The sequence below is a fragment of the Metaplanococcus flavidus genome, from assembly GCF_042675885.1.
In the GTDB taxonomy this organism is placed as follows: domain Bacteria; phylum Bacillota; class Bacilli; order Bacillales_A; family Planococcaceae; genus Planococcus; species Planococcus flavidus.
Genome location: NZ_JBHTKI010000008.1, coordinates 161,987 through 188,746, shown reverse-complemented (window position 1 = coordinate 188,746; position 26,760 = coordinate 161,987). Strand labels below are relative to the sequence as shown.

Genomic DNA, 26,760 nt, shown 5'->3' with positions numbered 1-26,760 from the left:
GATGACCAAAATTCGAGTACATGAATACGCGAAAAAAGTAGATAAGCCAAGCAAAGAAATCATCCAGCAACTAACTAAAATGGATATTTCTGTGACGAATCATATGTCAACATTAGAGGATAATGCTGTTTCAAAATTGGACGGCATTTATAAAAAATCTTCATCAGCTTCAACAACACCAGCTCCAACTAAACCACAGAACCAAAACCAGAGCCGTCCACAGGGACAGGGAGCGCGTCCTCAAGGTCAATCTCGTCCACAAGGCGGACAAAGCGGAACACGTCCAGCCGGCCAGGGGCAATCCCGACCAGCAGGCCAAAACCGTCCGGGACAAGGCCAATCACGTCCTGCTGCAGCACCAAGTCAAGGACAATCCCGTTCTCAGGGAAATGGCCAAAGACCGGCAGCTCCAGCTAAATCAGGATCGAACTTTACACCGAAAGCCGCTAAACCGACAGCAGGCCCAGGACAGCGCAATTCCAAACGTCCTAGTGGCGGAGGCCAGAACCGCAATCGTAAAGGCAAACAGCAGCGCCCGGTAAATCCGTTGCCGCCAATGCCTAAAAGAGAAAAGGAATTACCGGCTAAAATCACTTTCAGTGAATCATTGACTGTAGGTGAACTGGCGAAAAAATTAGGACGCGAGCCTTCTGAAATCATCAAAAAATTGTTCATGCTTGGTGTAATGGCTACCATTAACCAGGAGTTGGATAAAGACGCAATCGAATTGATCTGCGCGGAATACGAAGTGGAAGTGGAAGAAGAAATCCTGGTTGATAAAACTGACCTTGAAGTTTATTTTGAGCCGGAAGATGAAAGCTTAAATGAAGAACGTCCACCTGTTGTAACCATCATGGGGCACGTCGATCACGGTAAAACAACTTTGCTTGATTCAATCCGCCACACAAAAGTGACGGCAGGAGAAGCTGGCGGAATCACGCAGCATATCGGCGCCTACCAGGTTGATGAAAACGGCAAGAAAATCACTTTCCTTGATACACCAGGACACGCCGCCTTTACGACGATGCGTGCCCGTGGAGCAAAAGTTACGGATCTTGCAATAATTGTCGTGGCAGCTGATGACGGTGTTATGCCACAGACAGTTGAAGCGATCAATCATGCTAAAGCGGCAGAAGTGCCAATTATCATCGCTGTCAACAAAATGGACAAACCAAGTGCCAATCCGGACCGCGTTATGCAAGAATTGACTGAGCACGGCCTTGTAGCTGAAGCTTGGGGCGGAGATACGATTTTCGTTCCACTTTCTGCATTGAACGGTGAAGGAATCGATACTTTGCTGGAAATGATTCTTCTTGTATCAGAAGTGGGAGAATTGAAAGCGAATCCTGCGAGACGTGCTATCGGTACGGTTATCGAAGCGGAACTTGATAAAGGCCGCGGTTCTGTTGCGACCCTTCTTGTTCAGGATGGTACATTGAATGTCGGTGACCCGATTGTTGTCGGCAACACATTCGGCCGTGTCAGAGCAATGGTTTCTGATACCGGACGCCGTGTCAAAGAAGCTGGCCCGTCAATGCCTGTAGAAATCACAGGTTTGAATGATGTTCCGCAGGCAGGCGACCGCTTTGTTGTATTCGAAGATGAAAGAACAGCACGTTCAGTTGGCGAAAGCCGCGCAACTTCTGCGTTGCAGGTTCAGCGTTCAGAAAAAACCCGTGTAACACTTGATAATCTTTTTGATCAATTGAAACAGGGCGAAATGAAAGAATTGAACTTGATTGTCAAAGCTGACGTACAAGGTGCGGTTGAAGCAATGGCTGCTTCCCTTCTGAAAATTGATGTGGAAGGCGTTAACGTTAAAATTATCCACACAGGTGCTGGTGCTATTACGGAATCGGATATCTCCCTTGCAGCGGCTTCCAATGCCATTGTAATCGGATTTAACGTCCGTCCGGATGCCAACGCGAAACGTGCAGCAGATGCTGAAGGCGTGGATATCCGTTTACACCGCATCATTTATAAAGTAATAGAAGAAATCGAGTTTGCCATGAAGGGCTTGCTTGATCCTGAGTTCGAAGAGAAAATCATCGGCCAGGCAGAAGTTCGCAGCACATTCAAAGTATCGAAAGTCGGAACGATTGCCGGAAGCTATGTAACAGAAGGCAAAATCACCCGCGACAGCGGTGTCCGTGTAATCCGCGAAGGCATTGTTGTATTCGAAGGCGAAATGGATACACTGAAACGCTTCAAAGATGATGCTAAAGAAGTAGCTAAAGGCTATGAATGCGGTATCACGATCAAAAAATTCAATGACGTTAAAGAAGGCGACATTATTGAAGCATATGTAATGGAAGAAATCATAAGAAAATGATCCTTTACATGGAATGCGAATTTTTCATCCCTACTGCGCATTCATTGAAAGAAAAAAGAGCCGTGGTGAAAAGCATGCTGACCCGGTCGAAACAAAAGTTTAATGTTTCCGGCGCCGAAATTGATCACCAGAATGTCTGGCAGCGTACGCGTATAGCTTTTGTCACAGTTTCTTCTTCAAAAGAGCTGGCGGAAAAAGAAATGGCGCAGGTGCTGTATTATCTGGAAAGCAATCCGGCGTGGGAATGCCTTGAACATCATCAAGAATATCTGTAAGAACGAGGTGGATAAGCAATGACAATGCGCGCTAATCGTGTAGGCGAACAAATGAAAAAAGAGCTCAGCGAAATTATCAGCCGTAAGCTGAAAGATCCACGGATCGGATTTGTCACAGTGACTGATGTTGAAGTTACCGGAGATCTCCAACAGGCTACGGTTTATATCAGCGTCCTGGGCAACGATGCTGAAAAAGAGCAGACTTTGCTCGGCTTATCGAAATCCAAAGGGTTTATCCGTTCAGAGATCGGACAACGGATACGGTTGCGCAAAACTCCTGAATTATCGTTTGAAATAGATTCTTCAGTAGCATACGGAAACCGCATCGACAGTCTTCTGCGGGATATCAAAGAACCGAATGACGAACAATAAAATCAAGCCTGCTGTCTAGTTCTTAGATTGCAGGCTTTTTTACATATTTATATAAGATGAACTAAAAATCTGCAATAATCGACATTCCGCAAAACAGCTCGCTTGCCGGGGGCTCGCGCTGAGCTAACTCGGTCTCGTTACACTTCGCCCGAGTGGATCTCAGCACTTCGCTTGATCCCCAAGGCGTCTTCGCTGTTTTGCTCCATATCTAAGCAATTCTCTCAGCACCGGCGCGGCTCAGGAGAATGCGTAGGCCGACGGAGCAAAAGACGAGTGGTCATCTCGGCTTATTGCGGAAGGCAAGGTGTGCCAAACAAAGATGGCACCTCCTTTGCGACGAGCTTGCGCAGGAGCATAATTTTGGCACTGTCCATAGCGCCGAAGCGTTGTATAAAGAATTATATAAAAGGGGGTTGAAAGGGATGGCTATTAACGGAATCCTTCCATTATGGAAAGAAAAAGGCATGACGTCCCACGATTGCGTATTTAAATTGCGGAAAATACTGAAGACGAAAAAAGTCGGCCATACAGGGACGCTGGACCCGGCAGTGGAGGGGGTACTGCCAATTTGCATCGGCAACACCACAAAAGTGGCTGAATACATCACGGATCAGGGAAAGACCTATGAAGCGGAAGTGGCCATCGGATTTTCGACTGAGACTGAAGATGCCACCGGTGAAATGGTCGAACGCAATCCGGATGATAAGAAAATAACACGTGCACAATTACTGGCTGTGCTTGAGGGGTTGACCGGGGAAATTACGCAGATTCCTCCGATGTATTCTGCCGTTAAAGTGAACGGCAAGAAGTTATATGAATATGCCAGAGCGGGAATTGCTGTAGAGCGTCCGGTCAGAAAAGCCCGGATTGATTCCATCGAATTGCTGGACAGTGCTGAGGAATGGACTGGAGTCGATATCCATTTCCGAATTCGAATCGAGTGTGGAAAAGGAACTTATATTCGGACTCTTGCCGTCCAGATCGGAGAGGCGCTTGGCTATCCGGCACATATGTCGGAATTGACCCGCACGCAGTCCGGAAAATTCACACGACAACATTGTTTCACACTTGCTGAAGTTGCCGAATTTGCGCAAAATGAAAAAGTGGAGGAAATTTTAAAGCCGCTCGTTTACGCTCTGAGCGCTTTTCCGGCAGTCGAAGTGGAACCGGCAGAATTATTTGCAATGAAAAATGGCCAGGTGATGGAAATGCATCCTTTGCTGGAATCAAACCAGCTTCTTGTGTTTACCCGCAACGGCAGTCCATTTGCTTTATATAAGAAGCATCCTGAAAAACCGGGCAAGATGAAACCGGAAAAAATGTTCGGATTACCGACTGAGGGCGAGGTTTAAGAAAATGAAGATTGTCCATTTGAATTATCCCAACCATATGAAACCGGAAGAACAATTGGGGCCTCTATCGATGGCGCTTGGCTTTTTTGATGGCGTGCATAAAGGCCATCAGAAGGTAATTGGAGAAGCTCTGGAAAAAGCGCAGCAACTGGATGCGAAATCAGCGGTCATGACATTTGATCCGCATCCTTCACTGGTGCTTGGTGGCAGGAAAGAAGAGATGGTCTACATTACACCGCTGCAACAGAAAATGGATATCTTAAAGGAAATGGGCGTCGATGTCTGTTTTATCGTGCGCTTTACATCCGATTTCGCCCAATTGCAGCCCGAAGAGTTCATCAGCCATTTCATTGAAGATCTCGGTGTGGTTCATGTCAGCGCCGGATTTGATTTTTCATTCGGGGCAAAAGGGCAAGGCAATATGGAATTGATGAAGAGTTTCAGCAATGGCCGGTTCGGAGTCAGCGTAATAGGCAAGCTCGAGGACGGGCAGCAAAAGATCAGTTCCACCAGAATCCGTGAGCATTTGAAATCCGGGAGAGTTGAAGAGGTTTGCCGATTATCCGGTCGGCCGTTCAAAGTATCGGGGACCGTCATTAATGGAGACAAGCGGGGTCGCACGATCGGTTTCCCGACCGCCAATGTCGAACCGGATCTTGGCACGTTTGTACCTGGCAGAGGCGTTTATGCCGTTCGACTTCATGTCCAGGACGAAATTCACGATGGTGTATGCAACGTCGGCTTCAAACCAACTTTCAACAACCCCGACCATAAAAAACTTGTGATTGAAGTCCATATTTTCGATTTCAATCGGGATATTTATGGGGAGCGGGTTACTGTTGATTGGCATAAACGAATTCGTGACGAACAGAAATTTTCCGGCATTGATGAATTGAAAGCGCAAATAGAAAGGGACAAGCAGGAAGCTGTCCAGTTTTTCCGGTCCTGAACATGGGCACATCATCCGGTTGATTTTCAAATTGCCGTGTGCTATGATTTATACGTACGAAAAGTACTAACCGTTGCTTGGCAATCCGAATCACCAACGTTTGCTCGGTAATTGGGGCTATCAGAAATTAGGAGGTGGAAACAGTATGGCAATCACTCAAGAACGTAAAAATGAATTGATCAATGAATACAAAGTGCATGACACAGATACTGGGTCTGCAGAAATTCAAATCGCCATTCTTACAGAAGACATCAACAACCTGAATGAGCACTTACGTACTCACAAAAAAGATCACCATTCACGCCGTGGTCTATTCAAAATGGTTGGACGCCGTCGTAACTTGTTGAAATATCTTCGTGAAAACGACGTTGCTCGTTACCGCGAACTAATCGCAAGACTTGGCCTACGCCGATAATAGCAATCAGTAAAAGCGGGATTCGTCCCGCTTTTTCTTTATGGATAAAATTTTCCGCATACAATCGCACAGCGAATGCTTTTTTTGATACACTACTAGTAATGGATACATAAAACTGTCTATACATTTGGAAGAGAGAGGAGCTCGATTATGGAGCAAACTAAAAAGGTTTACAAATTCGATTGGGCAGGCCGTGAATTACAGGTCGAAGTCGGCCAATTGGCAAAACAGGCAAATGGAGCAGCATTGATCCGTTACGGAGATACAGCGGTACTATCGACTTCAACAGCTTCTAAAACACCGAAGCCATTGGACTTCTTCCCGTTGACTGTCAACTATGAAGAGCGTCTTTATGCAGTAGGTAAAATTCCTGGAGGCTTCATCAAGCGTGAAGGACGTCCATCGGAGAAAGCGACATTGACAAGCCGTCTTATCGACCGCCCGATTCGTCCGCTTTTCCCAGACGGCTTCCGTAACGAAGTGCAAGTAATATCAATGGTTATGTCAGTGGATCAGGATTGTCCATCAGAAATGGCGGCAATGTTCGGATCTTCATTGTCATTGATGATTTCCGATATCCCATTTGATGGACCGATTGCCGGTGTTATCGTCGGGCTTATCGACGGGGAATACATCATTAACCCGACAAACGATCAACTGGAAAAAAGCTCCATTAACTTGATCGTAGCAGGAACAAAAGACGCCATCAACATGGTTGAAGCAGGAGCTAAGGAAGTTTCTGAAGAAATCATTTTGGAAGCGATCATGTTTGGCCATGAAGAAATCAAGAAATTGATTGCCTTCCAGGAAGAGATTGCAGCAGAAGTCGGAAAAGCCAAGACGGATATTCAATTATTCGAATTGGATGCTGAACTTTCTGCGACAATCAAAGATTCTGTCGAAGATGAGTTGAATGCGGCTGTTCAGATCAATGAAAAGCAGGCACGCAATGAAGCAATCGATGAAGTGAAAAAACGTGTTTTGGAACAGTACGAAGAATCTGATGCGGATGTTAAAAAACAGGCCGGCCAGATTTTGGATAAAATGGTTAAAGAAGAAGTCCGCCGTTTGATTACGGATGAAAAAATCCGTCCGGATGGGCGGGGCCCTTCAGAAATCCGTGCATTGTCTTCAGAAGTCGGACTTCTGGCACGGACGCACGGATCGGGATTGTTCACACGTGGGCAAACCCAGGCAATGAGCATTTGTACACTTGGCGCGTTAGGTGATGTACAAATCATCGACGGCCTTGGAATCGAAGATACAAAACGATTTATGCACCATTACAATTTCCCGTTATTCTCAGTCGGTGAAACCGGCTTCCTGCGTGGCCCTGGCCGCCGGGAAATCGGACACGGTGCACTTGGTGAACGTGCACTCGAAGCTGTCATTCCTAACGAAAAAGATTTCCCATACACAATCCGCCTGGTGGCTGAAGTGCTGGAGTCGAATGGATCGACTTCACAGGCAAGCATTTGTGCTTCAACACTGGCAATGATGGATGCGGGTGTTCCTTTGAAAGCGCCGGTAGCCGGTATTGCAATGGGTCTTGTGAAAAAAGGCGACAATTACACAGTGCTGTCGGATATCCAGGGAATGGAAGATTACCTGGGCGACATGGACTTTAAAGTAGCCGGTACTTCTGAAGGCATTACTGCACTTCAGATGGATATCAAAATCGAGGGACTGTCACGTGCAATTCTTGAAGAGGCGTTGACACAAGCGAAGATAGGCCGTGTTCACATCCTGGAATCGATGTTAGCGACTATTTCCGGACCACGGGAACAATTGTCTAAATTCGCACCGAAGATTATCATGGTCAAGATCAATCCCGATAAGATCCGCGATGTAATCGGACCGGGTGGAAAAGTGATCAATAAGATCATTGATGAAACCGGCGTCAAGATTGATACAGAGCAGGACGGCACCATCTTCATTTCTTCAGTCGATGAAGAAATGAACGCCAAAGCGAAAGCGATGATTGAAAATATCGTACGTGAAGCGAAAGTCGGAGAATATTACGAAGGAAAAGTGAGACGCATTGAGAAATTCGGTGCATTCGTCGAATTATTCCCAGGCAAAGATGGTCTTCTCCACATTTCGGAAATCCAGGAAGAGCGGACGAAGGATGTAGAAGATGTGCTGAAAATGGATCAGGTTTTGAAAGTGAAGGTTATTGAGATTGATCGTCAGGGACGCGTCAACCTTTCCCGCAAGATTGTATTGAAAGAAGAAAAAGAAGAGGCTGAAAAAGCTAACTAAGAAAAACTAACCAAGAAAAACAATGAATTGCCAACGAAAGTTGGCAATTTTTTCTTATTGGAGGGAATTAGGAATGGCAGAAACTTATATTTGTCAGAATGGGGTTCGAATCGTTTCGGAACAAATTTCGTATTTCCGTTCTGTAGCAGTGGGCGTTTTCATTAAAGTGGGGTCGCGCGATGAAGAACCGCAGGAAAACGGCATGACCCACTTTATCGAGCATATGCTGTTCAAAGGTACCCCGACAAGGTCGGCAAAAGATATTGCCAGGGAGTTTGACCGGATCGGAGGCGATATCAATGCCTATACATCGAAGGAATATACTTGTTATTACGCAAAAGTTGTCGACCATCACGCGGGCCTTGCAGTCGATATTTTGGCAGATATGTTTTTCAATTCCCAAATGGACCCTGTGGAAATTGAACGGGAACGGCAAGTGGTGCTCGAAGAAATCAGCATGACTGAAGACATGCCTGATGATGATGTCCATGAGCAGCTGTGGCGTGTCATGTATCCGCAGCATCCAATGGGTGCACCGATTCTTGGCCTCGAAGCAACGCTTCAGACGTTTGATGCCCATAAAATCCGGGATTTCATGAATCGCTTTTATATTCCATCGAATACCGTCATTTCTGTGGCGGGCAAAATAACCCCCGAGCTGATTGAGAAAATTGAAGAACTTTTCGGCGGCTTTACCAAAAGCGGCACCATTAAACCTTATGTGACTCCTGAATTTACTGCAGGCACTTCAGAAAAATTTAAGGACATCGAACAGGGGCATCTCTGCTACGGATTTCCCGGCCTTTCCATGACTGATCCACATCTTTATGATATGGCTGTGATGAATAATATTTTGGGCGGAACGATGTCGTCCAGGCTGTTTCAGGAAATTCGGGAAGAGCATGGGCTCGCCTATTCCATCTTTTCCTACCATTCCGCCTATTCGGACCATGGCACATTGGCGATTTATGGCGGTACATCGAATGAACAGCTGCCGGACCTCCAGGAGAAGATTTTGGAGTCAATCGGCAATATGCAGAGCGGCGGACTGACGCAGCTCGAAGTGGAGGATTCAAAAGAACAGTTCAAAGGAAATCTGCTGCTTGGAATGGAAAGCACCAGCTCACGCATGAGCCGCAACGGCAAGCACGAGTTGCTGATGGGACGGCTTATTACCTTTGATGACGTTTTGAAGAAAATCGATGAAGTTTCGATGGAAAAAGTTCAATACACATTGGAGCTTTTGAAAACGCCTCCTGCCCAATCGATCATCCGCTCGAAAGAGGCAAGCTCGTAAATTTGAGGGTATTGCTTTTCGATTCAGTGCGTCAGTGCGTTGAATTATGATACAATTATCCAAATTATCATTGAAGGAGAGAGTCGAGTGAAAACCTATAATGTAGCAATCATGGGTGCAACGGGCGCCGTTGGACAGCAAATGAAGGAGCAATTAGAGAAACGGGAGTTTCCTGTCAACGAAATCCGTTTCCTGTCTTCGAGCCGCTCAGCTGGCAAAGAAATCGATTTTAAAGGACAAACATATATTGTGCAGGAAGCGATGCCGGAATCATTTGAAGGAATCGACATCGCGCTGTTCAGTGCAGGCGGCAGCGTTTCTGAAAAATTTGCACCGGAAGCAGTCAAACGCGGGGCCATCGTCATTGATAATACAAGCGCATTCCGCATGGATCCGGAAGTGCCGCTGGTTGTGCCGGAAGTTAATAAAAGCGATCTTTCCTTGCATAAAGGCATTATCTCGAATCCCAATTGCTCGACCATTCAAATGGTCTGTGCGCTGCAGCCATTAAAAGAACAATTCGGCATTAGCAAAGTTGTGGTTTCCACCTATCAGGCCGTGTCAGGTGCAGGAATCGATGCCATCAACGAATTAAAAGAGCAGGCGGATGCCGGCTTTGACGAGGCGAAAAAGGCACAGGCAAAAATGCTGCCGGTGAAATCGGGCGATAAGCATTACCCGATCGCTTATAATGCCATCCCGCAGATTGATGTTTTTGCGGACAATGGCTATACTCTCGAAGAAATGAAAATGATCAACGAAACGAAGAAAATCATGCATGACGACAATCTTTCCGTTGCGGCAACATGTGTCCGTCTGCCGGTTGTCACCGGCCATTCGGAATCTGTCTATGTTGAACTGGGAGCGGCACCGACTCTTGCTGAAATAAAAGACGCAATCGCTGCTGCACCAGGTGTGACATTGATGGATGATCCGTCAGCACAACTCTATCCGATGCCATTGATGGCAGCCGGACTGGACGATGTGTTTGTCGGTCGCGTCCGCTTGGATCTGGACAATCCGCAAGGTTTCCATCTATGGGTCGTTTCCGACAACCTCGTAAAAGGTGCTGCCCTAAACTCGGTGCAGATTGCGGAAGCATTGATCGAAGAAAATATAATCTGATAACCCAAAATACACCGGCGAACCCGCCGGTTTATTTTTTTCTTTGGACTGTTTCCTTCGATTCCCGTATAATAGATTTTATGGATGTGTACGGGGAAATTTTTTTAGGAGGAAATAAATTGAGTAAAATTAAAAATGAACTTATTAAAGTAATACCGTTAGGCGGCGTCGGTGAAATCGGCAAAGCAATGTACGTAATTGAAATCGATCAGGATCTTTTCGTTGTAGACAGCGGATTGATGTTCCCGGAAGATGAAATGCTCGGAGTGGACATCGTGATTCCGGATGTCACTTATCTGGAAGAGAATAAAGACCGGGTAAAAGGGATCTTCCTTACACACGGGCACGAAGATGCAATCGGTTCGATCGCTTACCTGTTGAAAAAAGTGCAAGCACCAGTTTATGGTTCGAAGTTGACGATCGGGCTTGCAAAAGAACATGTAAAAGAACAAGGTTCACTGAAACAAGTGAAATTTTTTGAAGTAACGAATAAGAGCCGCATGAATTTTGATACCACGCACGTTACATTCTTCCATACGACACACAGCATACCGGATGCGCTTGGTATTGTCTTCCATACATCAGAAGGGGCAATTGTCCATACCGGTGAGTTTAAATTTGATCAATCGGCAAAAGGAAGCTACCGTCCGGATATCGCGAAAATGGCGAAATTGGGAGAAGATGGCGTTTTGATGCTGCTATCTGATTCAACGGAAGCGGAGCGTCCTGGATATACAACTTCTGAAATTGTCATTGAGGACCACCTTCAGTCAGAATTCCGGAAAGCGGAAGGCAGAATTCTTGTGTCGTTGTATTCATCAAACTTCATCCGCATCCAGCAAGTTTTCGATATTGCACAGGCGACTGGCAAGAAAGTTGCAGTGGTGGGCAGAAGCCTTGAAAGCAGCTATGAGGTGGGAGTTCGACTCGGTTATTTAGATGCAGGAGAAGATACGGTTATTTCTTTGAAAGAGCTGGATGACCACCGTGATGAAGAAGTGGTCATCATCGTTACAGGCAATCAGGGTGAGCCGCTGGAAGCACTCGATAAGATGGTCCGCAAACAGCATCAAGATGTAAGAATCAAAGAAACGGATACAGTCCTTATTACTTTCACACCTTCACCAGGCATGGAAGTTCCGATGTACCAGACGATGAATAAATTGGCCAAAGCAGGCGCAAATGTCCTGACATCCAGCAAAAAAGTCCACGTATCAGGTCACGGCAGCCAGGAAGATCTGAAAATGATGCTGAACATGATGAAACCGAAATATTTCATCCCCATCCAGGGTGAATATAAAATGCTGATCGCCCATTCAAAATTGGCACAGCAGGTCGGTTTGCAGAAATCCCAGATCTTTATTGCTGATAAAGGGGATATCGTTGAATATAAAGCCGGAAAAGTTCGCATGAGCGGACGGGTTACCGCAGGAAATGTTCTGATTGATGGCATCGGAATCGGTGATGTCGGCAATATTGTCCTGCGCGACCGTAAATTGCTTTCCCAGGATGGAATTTTTATTGTCGTTGTAACTTTGAATCGCAAACAGAAAAAAATTGCTTCCGGTCCGGAAATGATTTCCCGCGGATTTGTTTATGTCCGCGAGTCGGAAGAATTGATGGATGAATCGGCAAAACTGGTAACAAAAGTTGTGGAGAAATACGTCACGCGCGAAACGTTTGAATGGAATAATATTAAGCAGGAAATTCGTGACACGTTGAATTCCTATCTATTCCAGCAAACGAAACGCCGTCCGATGATCATCCCGATTATTATGGAATATTAAGATAGAACAAGTAAAAGGATTTCCATACCGATCTATCGGGGGAAATCCTTTTTCGATTACATAGGAAATGAGGGGAAAATATGCCTCGCAGTGGACAGAAAAAGAAAAAGAAAAAAGTTTTGAAATCAAAGGCGAACAAGAAAAACGTTCAGCATGTGCCTTCAATCCTCTTTGAAATAATTGGAATTTTGATGCTGGGCACAGCAGCTTTAATGGCGTTTCAGCTGGGCAAAGTGGGGCGCATGCTCCAAAATTCTGCGGAATATCTGACAGGTTATCTGGCATTTTTGATTCCCATTGCCTTAGTGTTATTGGCAATCTATATAATGGTCAAGCGAAATTGGCCGAAACCGCAGATCCGGACAATTACTGGTACGATTTTTGTATTGACCGGCGCTTTTCTGATCAGCCATCTTATTTGGGCATCGGGCTCCATTTTGCCAATCACTTCTTCAAACGTATTGGGTGAAACAAGCAAATCCATCCAAGTGAGTGGCACTGTCTGGACCGAATTCACAGCCATTGGCGGAGGCATGATCGGCGCTATGCTTTATGCGGTGTTGCATGTGCTGTTTGAGACAGCAGGAACCTGGATTGTAGCCCTCATCATTCTTTCGATCGGTGCCATCATCCTTACCGGACGCACAGCAGCTCCTTTCATTGCTGAAAAGATTCCAAGCATGCAGCCATTGCTTCAATCCATCGGCAAGCGTTTCTCCAAGCCGGTGAAGAAGGAAAAGAAAAAAGCGATTGAAGCTGATGGGAATTCAGGCAACGATAAGTTCATCGATGCAAACGAACCGGAACTGAACGAGGAATATGACAATGAAACAGTTTATATGGATTCTCCACAGGAACCGATCATTTCAGCGTTTACAGAAAATGTGAAGCCGAAACAGCCGGAAACACCAAAAGAAGCGAAACCGGAAACCGAAACTGTTTCTGACAGCGATGTTCAATTATTGACTACTGCCGAAGAAATGGAAAATGAGGAGTATCAATTGCCTCCGATAGATTTGCTGACGCTGCCGCCGCACAGCGATCAGAGCGGAGAATATTCCGGCATACAGAAAAATGCGAAAAAACTGGAGAAAACCTTCCAAAGTTTCGGTGTTCGTGCAAAAGTTACCCAAGTACATCTGGGACCGGCTGTCACGAAATACGAAGTGCTTCCTGACACTGGCGTAAAAGTCAGCAAAATTGTCAGCCTTCATGATGATCTGGCACTGGCGCTCGCCGCAAGGGATATTCGAATAGAAGCACCGATTCCCGGAAAATCTGCGATTGGCATCGAAGTTCCCAATACGGAAGTGGCGATTGTCAGCCTGCGTGAAGTGCTGGAGTCGGCAGAGAACAATAAACCGGAGTCGAAATTATTGTTCGGCCTTGGTCGCGATGTCACTGGACAGGCGGTAATGACCGAATTGAACAAAATGCCACACCTCCTGGTAGCAGGGTCAACAGGAAGCGGTAAATCGGTATGCATCAACGGCATCATCACCAGCATCATCATGCGCGCTAAACCGCATGAAGTAAAAATGATGATGATCGATCCGAAAATGGTCGAGCTGAATGTCTATAACGGCATCCCGCATTTATTGGCACCGGTCGTAACTGACCCGCGTAAAGCAGCGCAGGCTTTAAAAAAAATCGTTTCAGAAATGGAGCGGCGGTATGAATTGTTTTCTCATACCGGTACAAGAAATATCGAAGGCTATAATGAATACGTCAGAGTATTTAATGAAGAGAATGAAGATAAACATCCCAAATTACCGTTTATCGTGGTCATTGTGGATGAGCTTGCAGATTTGATGATGGTAGCTTCCAATGAAGTCGAAGATGCTATCACCCGCCTGGCGCAAATGGCACGCGCTGCGGGAATCCATTTGATCATCGCCACGCAGCGTCCGAGTGTCAACGTCATCACGGGTGTCATCAAAGCAAATATACCCTCAAGAATCGCCTTTGCCGTGTCATCTGCCATCGATTCCCGCACGATTCTGGATATGGGCGGAGCGGAAAAATTACTGGGCCGCGGAGATATGCTGTTCCTTGGAGCCGGCCAGTCAAAACCTGTGCGTGTGCAGGGGGCATTCCTGTCTGATAGTGAAGTGGAGAAAATTGTGGACTTTGCCATTGAACAGCAAAAAGCTCAATACCAGGAAGATATGATACCGACCGAAATTGAAGAAAAGAGCATCGATTCTGAAACTGATGAAATTTATGACGATGCTGTCCAATTGGTAACCGAAATGCAGACAGCATCCGTTTCTATGCTGCAGCGCAGATTCCGTGTTGGCTATTCCCGTGCAGCCCGAATTATCGATCAGATGGAACAACGCGGAGTCGTGGGACCATATGAAGGAAGCAAACCCCGCACTGTTTTAGTTCAAAAGCATGAAGAATAACTAGGGACAAAAGGATTTTTCGTGACATATTACGTGCATTATTCAAGGCTTTTAGCTGGAAAATTCGCGAAATTCGACAAAACACTATTTATTTCGTTGGAAATAAGTGTTATAGTAATTTTGATTAGTAGGAATGTTTTACATCAGATGTCTGATCTCTGTCATTGGTGGTGAATCGTATGACAATTAAATCGGATCATCGGGCGTTGTATCTCCAGGTGATCGATCGGATGAAGCAGGATATTGCTGCCGGAATATACAAAGAGAAAGAAAAGTTGCCTTCCGAATTCGAACTCGCAAAAACACTTGGAGTCAGCCGCGCCACCTTACGTGAAGCGCTAAGGCTGCTGGAAGAAGAAAATATCATAGTCAGGCGCCACGGGGTAGGTACATTCGTCAATCCGAAACCGCTGTTTACATCGGGCATCGAACAATTGACCAGCGTCTCTGAAACAATCAGAAATGCGGGAATGGAGCCTGGCTCAATTTATTTGAGCACCTCCGAGAACCCGGCTTCTGAAGATGATATAAAACGCTTACATTGCAAACCCGAAGATTCAGTAATTACAATTGAAAGGGTCCGGACAGCGAACGGGGAACCTGTCGTCTATTGCATCGACAAGGTTGTATCCAGCTTTATGCCGGATGATTTTCTCGGAAGGGCCGAAAGTTCGATTTTCTCGGCAATCGAGGAAAGTGGGGAAACCTACATCAGTTATGCAGTGACTTACATCGATCCGATCGGATACCATGAAGATGCGTCTCCGATTTTAGAATGTGATCCGGAAACTGCTTTATTGGAATTAAAACAGCTCCACTATGATACAGACGATCAAGTGGTGCTTTATTCAAAGAATTACTTCAGGGCTGATAAATTCAGTTTCCACGTAGTTCGAAAACGTGTGTAAAACAAACTATTCCTGCTAATATCAAAAAAACCTTGGGGGTTATTACATTGACAAAACGTAAATTTGGTCTAGGTCTTTCTTTAATGCTTGCTGCTGGTATGCTTGCTGCTTGCGGCAGTGACGACGATGCTTCAACCGACACAACAACTGGTGACGGCGGAGAAGGAGAAGCTACTGAAGAAACAAGTGATATCTCTGTAGCAATGGTTACAGATGTCGGCGGTATCGACGATAAATCTTTCAACCAATCAGCTTGGGAAGGCATCAAGAGTTTTGGTGAAGAAAATGGTCTTGAAGAAGGAGACGGCTACGATTACTTGCAATCCACTTCTGATACAGATTACAACACAAACCTGAACAACCTGGTTCGCCGTGATTTTGATGTAGTATACGGAATCGGTGCTTTGATGAAAGGTTCTGTTGAAGAAATCGCTTCTCAGCAAACTGACGCTCAATTTGCGATTATTGATGAAGTCGTAGATTTGCCAAACGTAGCAAGTGTTATGTTTAAAGAACAAGAAGGAGCATTTCTTGCAGGCGTTGCTGCAGCTCTTATGACTGAAACAGACAAGATCGGTTTTGTTGGCGGAATGGAAATCCCGGTTATTGAACGCTTCGAAGCTGGATTCCGTGCAGGTGTTGCTGCAGTTGATGAATCAATTGAAGTCGATGTTCAATACACAGGTGCTTTTGATAAAGCGGAATTAGGTAAAACTACAGCTAACCTTATGTACGATACGGGAGCAGATATTGTTTTCCACGCAGCTGGCGGAACTGGAAACGGTGTTTTCACTGAAGCTAAAGAACGTAAAGAAGCAGGGGAAGATGTTTGGGTTATCGGTGTAGATGCCGATCAATACGAAGAAGGCCAAATTGGTGATGAAAACGTAACATTGACTTCTGTTCTAAAAGGTGTAGAAATGGCAGTAGTCGAAATTGCTGAGAAAACATTGGCTGGAGAATTTCCTGGCGGAGAAACAACAACTTATGGTTTAGCTGAAGACGGGATTGGCCTTGCTGATTCACGTGGAGCAATTCCGGAAGATGTTATGACTCAAATTGAAGATTACAAGCAACAGATCGTTGATGGCGAAATTACAGTTCCTGAAACTGTGGAATAATCATCGATTCTCACGGTCAACCTCATAAAGACCGGTTCTACCGGTCTTTATGATTTTTTTTTCGCAAAAAATTACATAAAATTAATAGATGAAAGGTTTTTTAAATGGAAACCTTTCCTGTATTAATTAATTCAAGAGAACAGATCAGTTTTCGAGGGAGTGAAAACAGTGGAATATGTTGTAGAAATGCTGAATATCCGAAAGGAGTTCGGAAACTTTGTCGCCAATGACAATATCACTCTGCAGTTAAAAAAGGGTGAAATCCACGCCTTGCTGGGTGAAAATGGTGCTGGAAAATCAACTTTGATGAACGTTCTTTTCGGTCTTTACCAGCCGGAAGGCGGCGAGATCCGCGTCCACGGAAAAAAGGTGGATATTACGAATCCGAAAGTTGCGAACGACTTGGGAATTGGAATGGTTCACCAGCATTTCATGCTGGTCGAAAATTTTTCTGTGACGGAAAATATCATCCTGGGTTCCGAGCCGACGAAGTACGGTGTGACAAATAAGAAAGATGCAGCAAAAAAGGTAAAAGCTTTATCTGAACAGTATGGTTTGAACGTGGATCCTAATGAAATAATTGAAGACATTTCAGTCGGAATGCAGCAACGCGTAGAAATTTTGAAAACGCTTTATCGCGGAGCTGAAATTCTGATTTTTGATGAGCCTACCGCATCTCTGACTCCACAGGAGATCATTGAATTGACTCAGATTATGAAAAGGTTGATTGCTGAAGGCAAGTCCATTATTTTAATTACCCATAAACTGAAAGAGATTATGGAAATTTCAGATCGTGTTACAGTTATCAGAAAAGGCGAAGGAATCGGCACAGTTGACACTTCAGGAACGAATCCGAATGAACTGGCATCTCTGATGGTTGGCCGGAATGTATTATTTACAACTGAAAAAGGTCCGGCATTTCCTAAGGAAGAAGTGCTCGATATCCATGACCTTGTAGTAGAAGATTACCGAGGAGTGGCAAAAGTCAAAGGCTTGAATCTGAATGTACGTAAAGGCGAAATTGTAGGCATAGCCGGGATAGACGGCAACGGGCAATCCGAGTTGATCGAAGCGATTACCGGATTACGCAAAGTGAAAAGCGGAACCATCCGCATCAATGAAAAAGATGTTACAGGTTTGAAACCGCGTAAAGTGACTGAAACCGGTGTTGGCCACATTCCGCAGGATCGCCACAAACACGGACTGGTGCTTGATTTTCCTATTGGATATAATATTGCACTGCAAACATATTACACTTCACCAATCTCCAAACATGGAATCATTGATTACGATAAAATCAACGAAAAAGCAAAACAGATCATTGCCGATTTTGATGTCCGGACACAAGGACCGCACGAACTGGCGCGCTCCCTGTCAGGCGGTAACCAACAGAAGGCCATTATCGGACGCGAGGTGGACCGGAATCCGGATCTATTGATTGCGGCTCTTCCGACACGCGGACTGGATGTGGGTGCAATTGAATTTATTCACAGCCGGCTTATCGAACAGCGTGACAATGGCAAAGCGGTGCTGCTTATTTCTTTTGAACTCGATGAAGTCATGAATGTATCAGATAGAATCGCTGTTATTCATGACGGTGAGATTGTTGATATTGTAACGCCTGAAACAACGACGGAGCAGGAGCTTGGCCTGTTGATGGCCGGACATCATATTAGAGACGAAAATAATGAAACAGAGAAGGAAGGCGAGGATCAGCATGTCGAATAGAGTGACCAATATTCTGGTCCCACTCGTTTCCGTTATACTGGGCTTGCTGGTCGGAGCAATTATCATGCTGGTCAGCGGTTATAACCCGATAACCGGATATACAGCTTTATGGAACGGGATTTTTGGGGATCTGTATACAATAGGAGAAACTCTCCGTCAAATAACACCTTATTTATTGGCTGGTCTGGCCGTAGCGTTTGCGTTCCGCTCAGGTCTTTTCAATATCGGGGTGGAAGGGCAATTGATTGTCGGCTGGTTTGCGGCTGCCTACGTGGGTGTTGCTGTGGAATTGCCGAAAATTATCCACTTGCCGCTGGCTATTTTGGCAGCAGCAGCTGCCGGAGCTTTATGGGGCTTTGTCCCGGGACTGTTAAAAGCGAAGTTTCGTGTACACGAAGTAATCGTGACGATCATGATGAACTATATCGCATTGCACGTAACGAATGCATTAATCAGAACAGTTTCTGACGGCGGAGACCGTACAGAACTGATCTTTACCAGCGCATCGCTGCGTTCTGAGTTTTTTCAAAATCTCACAGAATTCTCACGCCTCCATTACGGAATTCTTTTAGCCTTGATTATGGTTGGTGTCATGTGGCTGATACTTGAAAAAACAACCCTTGGATATGAGCTGAAAGCAGTTGGGTTTAACCAGAATGCATCAGAATATGCAGGGATGAACGTGAATAAAAATATCATTTTGGCAATGGTCATTTCCGGAGCATTTGCAGGTTTGGCTGGAGCGATGGAAGCTCTTGGAACATTCCAATATGTTTCTTCCAAAGGCGGATTTACAGGAATTGGTTTTGATGGGATAGCTGTCGCTTTATTGGGAATGAATACTCCACTTGGCGTTATTTTTGGTGCAACTCTGTTTGGTTCTCTGAAGTATGGTGCCTTGAACATGCCTAACGAAGCAAATATTCCGCTGGAAATCGTGGAAATCGTTATTGCAGTCATCATTTTCTTTGTAGCTTCTGGCTATATTATCCGCCTGCTCTTGCTGCGGGCAGCAAATAAGAAGAAGGAGGCGAAGTAATATGAGTTTCTTGGATGTTTTATATTTCATCATTCCTTCGGCCATCTTCTACGCTGCTCCTTTAATCCTTGTCGCAATCGGCGGTGTGTTTTCTGAAAGATCGGGCGTTGTCAATATCGGTCTTGAAGGATTAATGGTAATCGGTGCATTTACCGGAATTGTATTCAATTTATTCTTTGCGGATACTTTCGGCGGAGCCACTCCTTGGGTGGCGTTGATTGCAGCTATGGTTGCGGCATTGTTATTGTCACTTCTGCATGCTGTGGCTTCGATTTCTTTCCGTGCCGATCAGGTTGTATCAGGTGTGGCAATCAACTTGCTGGCAATTGCTCTTTCACTGTATCTTGTCAAAAAGATTTTTGACAAAGGGCAGACAGATTTTATTACAGAACGTTTCGGTCGTGCTGACGTTCCACTCTTGTCGGAGATACCATTTATCGGGCCACTGTTTTTCCAGTCGGTTTACCTAACCTCCTTTTTTGCAATCGGGGTAGCAGTACTTGCCTGGTTTATTATCTATAAAACTCCATTTGGGTTGCGTTTACGCTCAGTTGGGGAGCACCCTATGGCCGCGGACACGATGGGGATCAATGTTACAAAAATGCGCTACACTGCAGTTATGATATCCGGAGCACTTGCTGGTATCGGAGGCGCGGTGTATGCTCAGACCATTACAAGTGATTTTGGACATGCCACGATCAATGGCCAAGGATTTATGGCGCTTGCCGCTATGATTTTTGGTAAATGGCATCCGCTTGGCGCAATGGGGGCAGCTCTATTCTTCGGACTGGCTCAGTCATTGAGCATCGCGGGATCGAGTATTCCTATCATATCGGAAATACCGAATGTATTCTTGCTGATCCTGCCGTACGTGCTGACAATTTTAGCGCTGGCCGGATTCATCGGTAAAGCGAACGCACCAAAAGCGAATGGTAAACCTTATATCAAAGGTGAGCGATAGAATCTACTATTTAAAGGGGCCGTCAAAGCGACGGCTCTTTTTTTTCTGTTCTCTGAATGACAAGGCTTTTGTCCTTTTGTTGTTGTCCAGACTCCAGCGGCCCAGCTCTTCGGGTCATAAGCCACTCTTGCTGTGTGGCTGAAAACACGCCACTTCGCCAGAGCGTCTTATGCCTTTCAGAGCTTAACGGGCGCCGTCACATTTCTTTATTTGCAATTAACGGAAAGGGTTCGGTATAGTAAAAGAATGAACTATGAGAGGGGATCCATAATGTTTGAAACTATCAGACTCGCGAAAGGCGTGAATGTGCACGTCAATGAAACCACGCAATTCAAAACCGTTAATATTTCGATAAAGTTTAAAGATAAATTATCCAAGGAAAAAGCATCAGCCCGCTCAATCCTGGCGAATGTCCTCCAGCACAGCAATGAAGCCTACCCATCCCATACCGCATTGCGGATGGTACTTGATGATTTGTACGGAACTTCACTGTATATGGACTCTTCCAAGCGCGGCAATGAACATATCGTCAGTTTGAATGTGGAAACGGTCAATGACCAATATCTTTCAGAAACCGGCGTACTCGAAAAAGTATTGAATTTGATGTACCTTGTCCTGTTCAAGCCGAATCTTGAAGATGACCTTTTCAAGGAATCGATTTTCCTTCGTGAAAAAAATGCGGTGAAAGAAAGAATCGAATCCATCTTCGATGATAAAACGCGTTTCGCCCAGCAGCGCATGATGGATTTGGCGCTGCCGGAACATCCGGCGTCCATTCCCGCAAACGGCACAATCGAAGAAGTCGAAGGGATCAGCAATGGTAAGCTGATGGAAGAATACCGGACAATGATCGAATCGAATGAAGTGGAAATTTATGCGGTCGGAGATGTGAAGCCGGAAGTCATCGCCGATTATATCCGCGATTATTTCCATTTTGGGGACCGTGAAAAACCGCTTGCTGCACCATCGATGGAATTGAAAAAACCGGCACAGCAGCGCGTTGCCGAATTTGAAGATATGAAACAGGGAAAACTCCACATGGCGTTTTTCAGCCCGGTAACATTCCGTGATGAAAAATTCCCGGTTATGCAATTATTCAACGGAGTTTTCGGGGGCTATGCACATTCGAAACTATTCGTGAATATCCGGGAAAAAGAGAGTATGGCATATTATGTTTCCAGCTCTTATTCCTCGCAATTCGGTCTGATGTTCGTATTGGCCGGAATCGACGGGAAACTCGAAGAAAAAGCGGTCAAGCTGATTCTGCAGCAACTGGAAGAAATAAAAGCCGGGAACATTTCGGATGTTGAATTTGGTCAGACAAAAGCGTTGCTGACGAACCAGTTGACAGAAGCCCTTGACTCCGCACGCGGCCAAATCGATATTTACGATCAATATATGGAATTGGATGAAGCATTCGAACCGGATTACCTGATCAACAGATGGAATAATGTGACAAAAGAAGATATTGCTCAAGCAGCAAAAGACTTGAGTCTGGAAATGACTTATTTCCTGTCAGGAAAGGAGAGTGACATTGATGCATAAAGTGGAATTCGAACAATTGGATGAAACCTTATACCACGAGAAGCTGGAAAATGGCCTTGAAGTGTTCATTTTGCCGAAAAAGGGCTTTTCCAAAACCTTTGCAACTTTTACCACTAAATACGGCTCGATTGATAATCACTTTGTACCCCGCGGAGAAAAAGAAGCGGTCAAAGTACCGGATGGCATTGCCCATTTTCTGGAACATAAAATGTTTGAAAAAGAAGAAGGGGACATTTTCCAGCAATTCTCAAAACAAGGTGCTTCTGCCAATGCCTTTACTTCGTTTACGCGTACCGCTTACCTTTTTTCAGCTACGGCACAAGTGAATGAAAATGTGGAAACCTTGCTTGATTTTGTGCAGGAACCTTATTTTACGGAAGACACAGTCGAAAAAGAAAAAGGCATTATTGCGCAGGAAATCACAATGTATGACGACCAGCCGGATTGGCGTCTGTATTTCGGCATCATCGAAAATATGTATAAGAACCATCCGGTGAAAATCGATATCGCAGGAACTGTCGAGTCGATTCAGGATATAACAGCTGAACATCTGTATACGTGCTATAACACGTTTTACCACCCTTCCAATATGGTGCTGTTCGTCGTAGGGGCTGTAGATCCGGAAGCAATGATGAAGCTGGTCAAAGACAACCAGTCGCGCAAAACTTTCGAGGATGCGCATGAAATTGAAAGAATTTTTCCTGAAGAACCGGTCGAAACAGCGATTAAAGAACGAGTGCTGGAGATGAGCGTTCAGAAACCGAAAGTTTTCGTCGGCATCAAACCCGAGAAAATGGATATGCAAGGTGAAGAAATGCTGAAACATGAGCTCGCTGCCGAACTGGCGTTTGAATTGCTGTTTGGACGAACTTCGGATTTTTACCATAACGCTTACGAAAAGAACTGGATTGATGAATCCTATTCATTCGATTACTCGTTGGAAAGCGGATTCGGCTATGCCATTATCGGCTCGGATACGGCTGAACCGAATATCCTGGCAGAAGAAATAAAACATACGATTGCGAATGCAGTTGAAAAATGGCCATTCGGACAAGCGGACCTCGACCGTATGCGCCGCAAGAAAATCGGCTTTTTCCTTCGTGCATTAAATTCTCCGGAATATATCGCCAACCAATTTACACGTTACACTTTTAATGGAATGAATCTTTTTGATGTCGTGCCGACTCTTGAGGAAATCGAAGTTGCTGATCTGCAGCGGGCATTTGCACTCGTAAGTGCCGAAAGCCAGCAGTCGGTATTTACGATTGAATCGCCTGATAAGAAGGCAGCGGAGTGAAGAAGTTCGCTCTTGTAATGGGGGCCTCCGGCGAAATAGGGGACTGCATTTCACGGACACTCGCTGCTTCCGGCTGGTCGCTTTACCTTCATTGGAATGCGAACCCGCCGACTGAGCTGGCGGCTTACTTGAGAGAAATGTACCCGCATCTTGAGTTCATTGAAGTTCATGCGGACTTTTCAGAAACGGGATCTTCGGAACATCTCGCAAGCCAGGTGTTTGATGTATCCTGCATCGTTGTAGCGAGCGGACATGCCGTCTCGAAGATGCTGGCGGATACGGCTGATTCCGAAATGGAAACGCTGTGGCGTGTCCATGTCCAAAACCCGGTTTCTGCAGTCCGTCAATTATCGTTCGTATTTCAGCGGCATCCGAAATCCTATATTGTTTTCATTTCATCCATATGGGGAGAAACAGGCGCAGCAATGGAGACCGTCTATTCTTCTGTCAAAGGGGCGCAGCTGGCATTCGTGAAAGCTTACGCGAAAGAGATGGCCTTTTCAGGGACCCGGGTCAACGCCGTTGCACCCGGGTTTATCATGACCAAAATGAACAGCGGCCTGCTGCCGGAAGAACTGGATTCAATTCGGGAGGAGATCCCTCTTGGCTTTGGAAAAACACAGGACGTTGCGGATGCGGTGGATTTTTTGGTCAGCGGAAAAGCGGACTATATTACCGGTCAGACTTTGCGAATAAATGGCGGCTGGCATATCTGAATGCCTAATTACTTATTCTTTGGAAGAGCCCTTTTCTTGCAGCGGTAAATCAGCTATTATAGAAGAATAGGAAAATACTAAAAAATTGACAGCGAAAGGTCGGACGCTCAATGAGAGAATGGTATTTTGAATACGAAATTCAAGTGAACCGTCCGGGTTTGCTGGGAGATATAGCTTCACTGCTCGGGATGCTCCGTGTAAACATCGTCACTATTAATGGTGTGGACCAGGGACGGCGCGGAATGCTGTTGCGCGCGGAGCATGATGTGCAGTTGGAGCGCTTTGAGCAGATCCTTTCTACGATCGAAACAATTGCTGTAACAAAATTCCGTGAGCCGAAACTTCGGGATATTCTTGCGGTTCGCCACGGGCGATATATCCAGCGTGATGCCGATGATCGGAAGACTTTCCGCTTTGTCAGGGATGAACTCGGCCTGCTGGTCGATTTCATGGCGGAGATTTTTAAACAGGAAGGCCATAAACTGGTCGGTCTTCGGGGAATGCCGCGGGTAGGCAAAACCGAGTCCATTGTCGCTGCAAGTGTCAGTGCCAATAAAAAATGGATTTTCCTGTCATCCACCATGATTAAGCAGACAGTCAGAAATCAGTTGATGGGCGACGAATTCAACGACAACAACATTTTCATACTGGACGGCATTGTTACACGACGCGCCCATGATGAACGCCATATGCAGCTCGTCCGTGAAATGATGCGGATGCCGACCATCAAAGTGGTGGAGCATCCGGATATGTTTATCCAGCAATCAGAATACAGCATTGAAGATTTCGACTACATTATCGAGTTGCGCCACCATCCGGATGAGGAAATCACGTATGAAGTGATTGAGAGAGATAATACGATGAATAATAAGAGCCAGATGGACGATATGTTTGGCGGGGGTTTTAATTTTTAGGCAGGCAGGTGATCGTGTTGAATGAAATGGGTACTCGCCTGAAAGAGGCGAGAATCGAGAAAGGTTACAGTCTGGAGGATTTGCAGGACGTAACCAAAATACAGAAACGTTATTTGGCGGGAATTGAAGAAGGCAATTACAGCATGATGCCTGGACAGTTTTATGTCCGCGCTTTTATAAAGCAATATGCCGAGGCTGTCGGACTGAAAGCAGATGAACTGCTGGAACAGCATAAATCCGAAATGCCTGAAACAACAAAAGAGCAGGTAAGGAAACCGATGTCATCTGCCGCTCCGTCCCGCAGAACATCGATTTCAAAACCTTCTTCCAACAGAATCAATGAAAAGATGCCGATGATCATTGTCGCTTTGTTCATTGTCGTGATTTTATTTGTGACTTGGTTCTTCTATAATATGCTGGCTGATCCGACAGAGGAAGAAGCGGAAACAGATGATGGATTGCAATACGAGGCTCCTTCAAAAAACACTTCATCAGCAACTGATGAAGAAGAAGCGGCTAATGAAGAAGAAGAAGAAGAACCCATTGAAGAGGAACCGGCTGAGCCTGAGACAGAATTTACTGTAGTGGGTACTAACGCTGAGACCACGACATTCCAATGGGCAGGGCCTGCAGAACGGGAATTGCTTATTGAAGTTTCCGGCCGATCCTGGGTTGCTGCCACAAATGAAAATCAGGAAGATATGATTACACCGTCTGAAATGCAAGCGGGGGAAAGCGAAACGCTGGATCTCACAGGCGAATCGTATGTTCGGCTTCGTCTCGGCGCTGCGCCGAATGTTAAACTTATATTGAACGGTGAACCGATTGAGTATGAACAGGATCTGACAACACAGAACATTGTCATTGAATTTACAGACGCTGAATAGCCATCTAAACAGATGGCTATTTTTCTTGAAAGTAAGAAAGGAGAAAAAAATGAACATACCAAACCAAATCACTATTTCACGTATTCTTTTAATACCGGTATTCATGATTTTCATGCTGTTTGATTTTGGTTGGGGAGAAATGACCCTGCTTGGTGCAACTTTGCCGATCAGCCATTTTATCGGGGCATTGATTTTCATTTTCGCTTCACTCACGGATTGGGTGGATGGCTATTATGCACGCAAATACAATCTGGTGACGACATTCGGTAAATTCCTGGATCCGCTGGCTGATAAATTATTGGTGTCGGCAGCTTTGATTATTTTAGTGGAACTTGGATTTGCACCATCGTGGATTGTCATCATCATCATCAGCCGTGAATTTGCGGTAACCGGCCTTCGCCTGGTGCTGGCGGGAGAAGGGGAAGTTGTTGCAGCCGGTGGACTTGGCAAAATCAAGACCACTGCGCAAATTCTGGCGATTGCCGCACTGCTTCTGTATGATATGATATTCGCGCTGATCGGCTTGCCTTTCGGATTGATCATGCTTTATATCGCATTGATCTTCACAGTATGGTCCGGTTGGGACTATTTCTACGCAAACAGAAAAGCATTGCTGGCTTCGAAATAAAATGATTTTTTTACCTATATAACGCGAACATAGGAATTATTATTGGAAACCGCTTTGGCGCTTTGGGCAGGGCAAAGGTTATGCTCCTGCATCGCTGCGCTGCTTCGTCGCAGAAGGGCCAAAGCAAAGATTATGCTCCTGCGCACTGCTCGTAGCAAAGGTGCACTATCTCCGTTTGGCGACCTTAGCTCCCGCAAAAAATCGAGAAGACCACTCGTCTTTTACTCCGTCGGCATTCGCCTGCTCTTTGGACGCGCCGGCGCGGGAGATTAACTTTGGTGAAGAGAGTATCAAAGATATGGAGCAAAACAGCGAAGACGCCCAGGGGACCAAGTGAAGTGCTGAGATCCACTCGGACGAAGTGAAACGAGACCGAGTTAGCTCAGCGCGAGCCCCCAGGCAAGCAAGCTGTTTTGCGGAATATCGATTCTTAAATGTATTT

The 26,760-nt window shown here is 45.5% G+C and carries 22 protein-coding genes; all 22 read left to right on the top strand.

Translation table 11 applies throughout. The features are described 5' to 3' along the window. Position 1 precedes the first annotated feature (1 nt). The 22 genes from infB to pgsA all read left to right on the top strand — a co-directional run bounded on the left by infB (position 2) and on the right by pgsA (position 26,318). Positions 2 to 2,332, top strand: coding sequence for a translation initiation factor IF-2 (gene infB, locus ACFQ1X_RS05920; protein ID WP_144837280.1), 2,331 nt, complete (start codon positions 2 to 4; stop codon positions 2,330 to 2,332). Continuing rightward, complete coding sequence (locus ACFQ1X_RS05915) at positions 2,329 to 2,607, top strand: DUF503 domain-containing protein (protein ID WP_144837276.1); 279 nt, start codon at positions 2,329 to 2,331, stop codon at positions 2,605 to 2,607. The genes infB and ACFQ1X_RS05915 overlap by 4 nt, the downstream gene beginning before the upstream one ends. Positions 2,608 to 2,625: 18 nt before the next feature. Continuing rightward, entirely contained in the window at positions 2,626 to 2,979 is a 354-nt protein-coding gene (gene rbfA / locus ACFQ1X_RS05910; protein ID WP_144837272.1) for a 30S ribosome-binding factor RbfA, read from the top strand. 422 nt (positions 2,980 to 3,401) lie between these two features. Beyond that, the gene (truB, locus tag ACFQ1X_RS05905) at positions 3,402 to 4,331 is read left to right on the top strand and encodes a tRNA pseudouridine(55) synthase TruB (protein ID WP_144837269.1); all 930 of its coding nucleotides are present in this window, start codon (positions 3,402 to 3,404) and stop codon (positions 4,329 to 4,331) included. Between the two features lie 4 nt (positions 4,332 to 4,335). Next, positions 4,336 to 5,280 (top strand): bifunctional riboflavin kinase/FAD synthetase, encoded by a 945-nt coding sequence (locus ACFQ1X_RS05900; RefSeq protein WP_144837266.1) that lies wholly within the window; start codon positions 4,336 to 4,338, stop codon positions 5,278 to 5,280. Positions 5,281 to 5,425: 145 nt separating this feature from the next. Further along, positions 5,426 to 5,695 carry a 30S ribosomal protein S15 gene (gene rpsO, locus ACFQ1X_RS05895; protein ID WP_084245326.1) on the top strand — a complete coding sequence of 90 codons (270 nt, stop codon included), beginning with the start codon at positions 5,426 to 5,428 and terminating at the stop codon, positions 5,693 to 5,695. Positions 5,696 to 5,845: 150 nt separating this feature from the next. After that, positions 5,846 to 7,957, top strand: a complete 2,112-nt coding sequence (gene pnp / locus ACFQ1X_RS05890; RefSeq protein ID WP_144837263.1) for a polyribonucleotide nucleotidyltransferase — start codon at positions 5,846 to 5,848, stop codon at positions 7,955 to 7,957. 73 nt (positions 7,958 to 8,030) lie between these two features. Then, complete coding sequence (locus ACFQ1X_RS05885) at positions 8,031 to 9,254, top strand: M16 family metallopeptidase (RefSeq protein WP_144837260.1); 1,224 nt, start codon at positions 8,031 to 8,033, stop codon at positions 9,252 to 9,254. Positions 9,255 to 9,365: 111 nt separating this feature from the next. Beyond that, the gene (locus tag ACFQ1X_RS05880; RefSeq protein ID WP_379082019.1) at positions 9,366 to 10,379 is read left to right on the top strand and encodes an aspartate-semialdehyde dehydrogenase; all 1,014 of its coding nucleotides are present in this window, start codon (positions 9,366 to 9,368) and stop codon (positions 10,377 to 10,379) included. A 119-nt stretch (positions 10,380 to 10,498) separates the two neighbouring features. After that, positions 10,499 to 12,166, top strand: coding sequence for a ribonuclease J (locus tag ACFQ1X_RS05875; protein WP_144837254.1), 1,668 nt, complete (start codon positions 10,499 to 10,501; stop codon positions 12,164 to 12,166). A gap of 80 nt (positions 12,167 to 12,246) precedes the next feature. After that, positions 12,247 to 14,574: an FtsK/SpoIIIE family DNA translocase gene (locus ACFQ1X_RS05870; RefSeq protein WP_144837251.1), complete on the top strand. Its 2,328-nt coding sequence runs from the start codon at positions 12,247 to 12,249 to the stop codon at positions 14,572 to 14,574. 179 nt (positions 14,575 to 14,753) lie between these two features. Then, a complete protein-coding gene (locus ACFQ1X_RS05865) occupies positions 14,754 to 15,482 on the top strand; it encodes a GntR family transcriptional regulator (protein WP_144837248.1) in 729 nt (242 codons plus the stop codon). A 47-nt stretch (positions 15,483 to 15,529) separates the two neighbouring features. Next, complete coding sequence (locus tag ACFQ1X_RS05860) at positions 15,530 to 16,603, top strand: BMP family lipoprotein (RefSeq protein ID WP_144837245.1); 1,074 nt, start codon at positions 15,530 to 15,532, stop codon at positions 16,601 to 16,603. Between the two features lie 168 nt (positions 16,604 to 16,771). Beyond that, the gene (locus tag ACFQ1X_RS05855) at positions 16,772 to 18,331 is read left to right on the top strand and encodes an ABC transporter ATP-binding protein (RefSeq protein WP_144837242.1); all 1,560 of its coding nucleotides are present in this window, start codon (positions 16,772 to 16,774) and stop codon (positions 18,329 to 18,331) included. Further along, the gene (locus ACFQ1X_RS05850) at positions 18,321 to 19,370 is read left to right on the top strand and encodes an ABC transporter permease (protein WP_144837239.1); all 1,050 of its coding nucleotides are present in this window, start codon (positions 18,321 to 18,323) and stop codon (positions 19,368 to 19,370) included. The genes ACFQ1X_RS05855 and ACFQ1X_RS05850 overlap by 11 nt, the downstream gene beginning before the upstream one ends. A 1-nt stretch (position 19,371) precedes the next feature. Beyond that, positions 19,372 to 20,331: an ABC transporter permease gene (locus tag ACFQ1X_RS05845; protein WP_144837236.1), complete on the top strand. Its 960-nt coding sequence runs from the start codon at positions 19,372 to 19,374 to the stop codon at positions 20,329 to 20,331. Between the two features lie 270 nt (positions 20,332 to 20,601). Further along, positions 20,602 to 21,876, top strand: coding sequence for an EF-P 5-aminopentanol modification-associated protein YfmF (yfmF, locus tag ACFQ1X_RS05840; RefSeq protein WP_144837233.1), 1,275 nt, complete (start codon positions 20,602 to 20,604; stop codon positions 21,874 to 21,876). Next, complete coding sequence (gene yfmH / locus ACFQ1X_RS05835; RefSeq protein ID WP_144837230.1) at positions 21,869 to 23,173, top strand: EF-P 5-aminopentanol modification-associated protein YfmH; 1,305 nt, start codon at positions 21,869 to 21,871, stop codon at positions 23,171 to 23,173. Before yfmF ends, yfmH begins: the two co-directional genes overlap by 8 nt. Next, positions 23,170 to 23,889: an elongation factor P 5-aminopentanone reductase gene (gene ymfI / locus ACFQ1X_RS05830; protein WP_144837227.1), complete on the top strand. Its 720-nt coding sequence runs from the start codon at positions 23,170 to 23,172 to the stop codon at positions 23,887 to 23,889. The genes yfmH and ymfI overlap by 4 nt, the downstream gene beginning before the upstream one ends. Positions 23,890 to 23,999: 110 nt before the next feature. After that, positions 24,000 to 24,803, top strand: coding sequence for a YmfK family protein (locus ACFQ1X_RS05825; protein WP_144837224.1), 804 nt, complete (start codon positions 24,000 to 24,002; stop codon positions 24,801 to 24,803). 26 nt (positions 24,804 to 24,829) lie between these two features. Continuing rightward, on the top strand, positions 24,830 to 25,690 hold the full coding sequence (locus ACFQ1X_RS05820) for a helix-turn-helix domain-containing protein (protein WP_379082016.1): 861 nt from the start codon (positions 24,830 to 24,832) through the stop codon (positions 25,688 to 25,690). A 49-nt stretch (positions 25,691 to 25,739) separates the two neighbouring features. Then, complete coding sequence (pgsA, locus tag ACFQ1X_RS05815) at positions 25,740 to 26,318, top strand: CDP-diacylglycerol--glycerol-3-phosphate 3-phosphatidyltransferase (RefSeq protein ID WP_144837221.1); 579 nt, start codon at positions 25,740 to 25,742, stop codon at positions 26,316 to 26,318. The last annotated feature ends 442 nt before the right edge of the window (positions 26,319 to 26,760 follow it).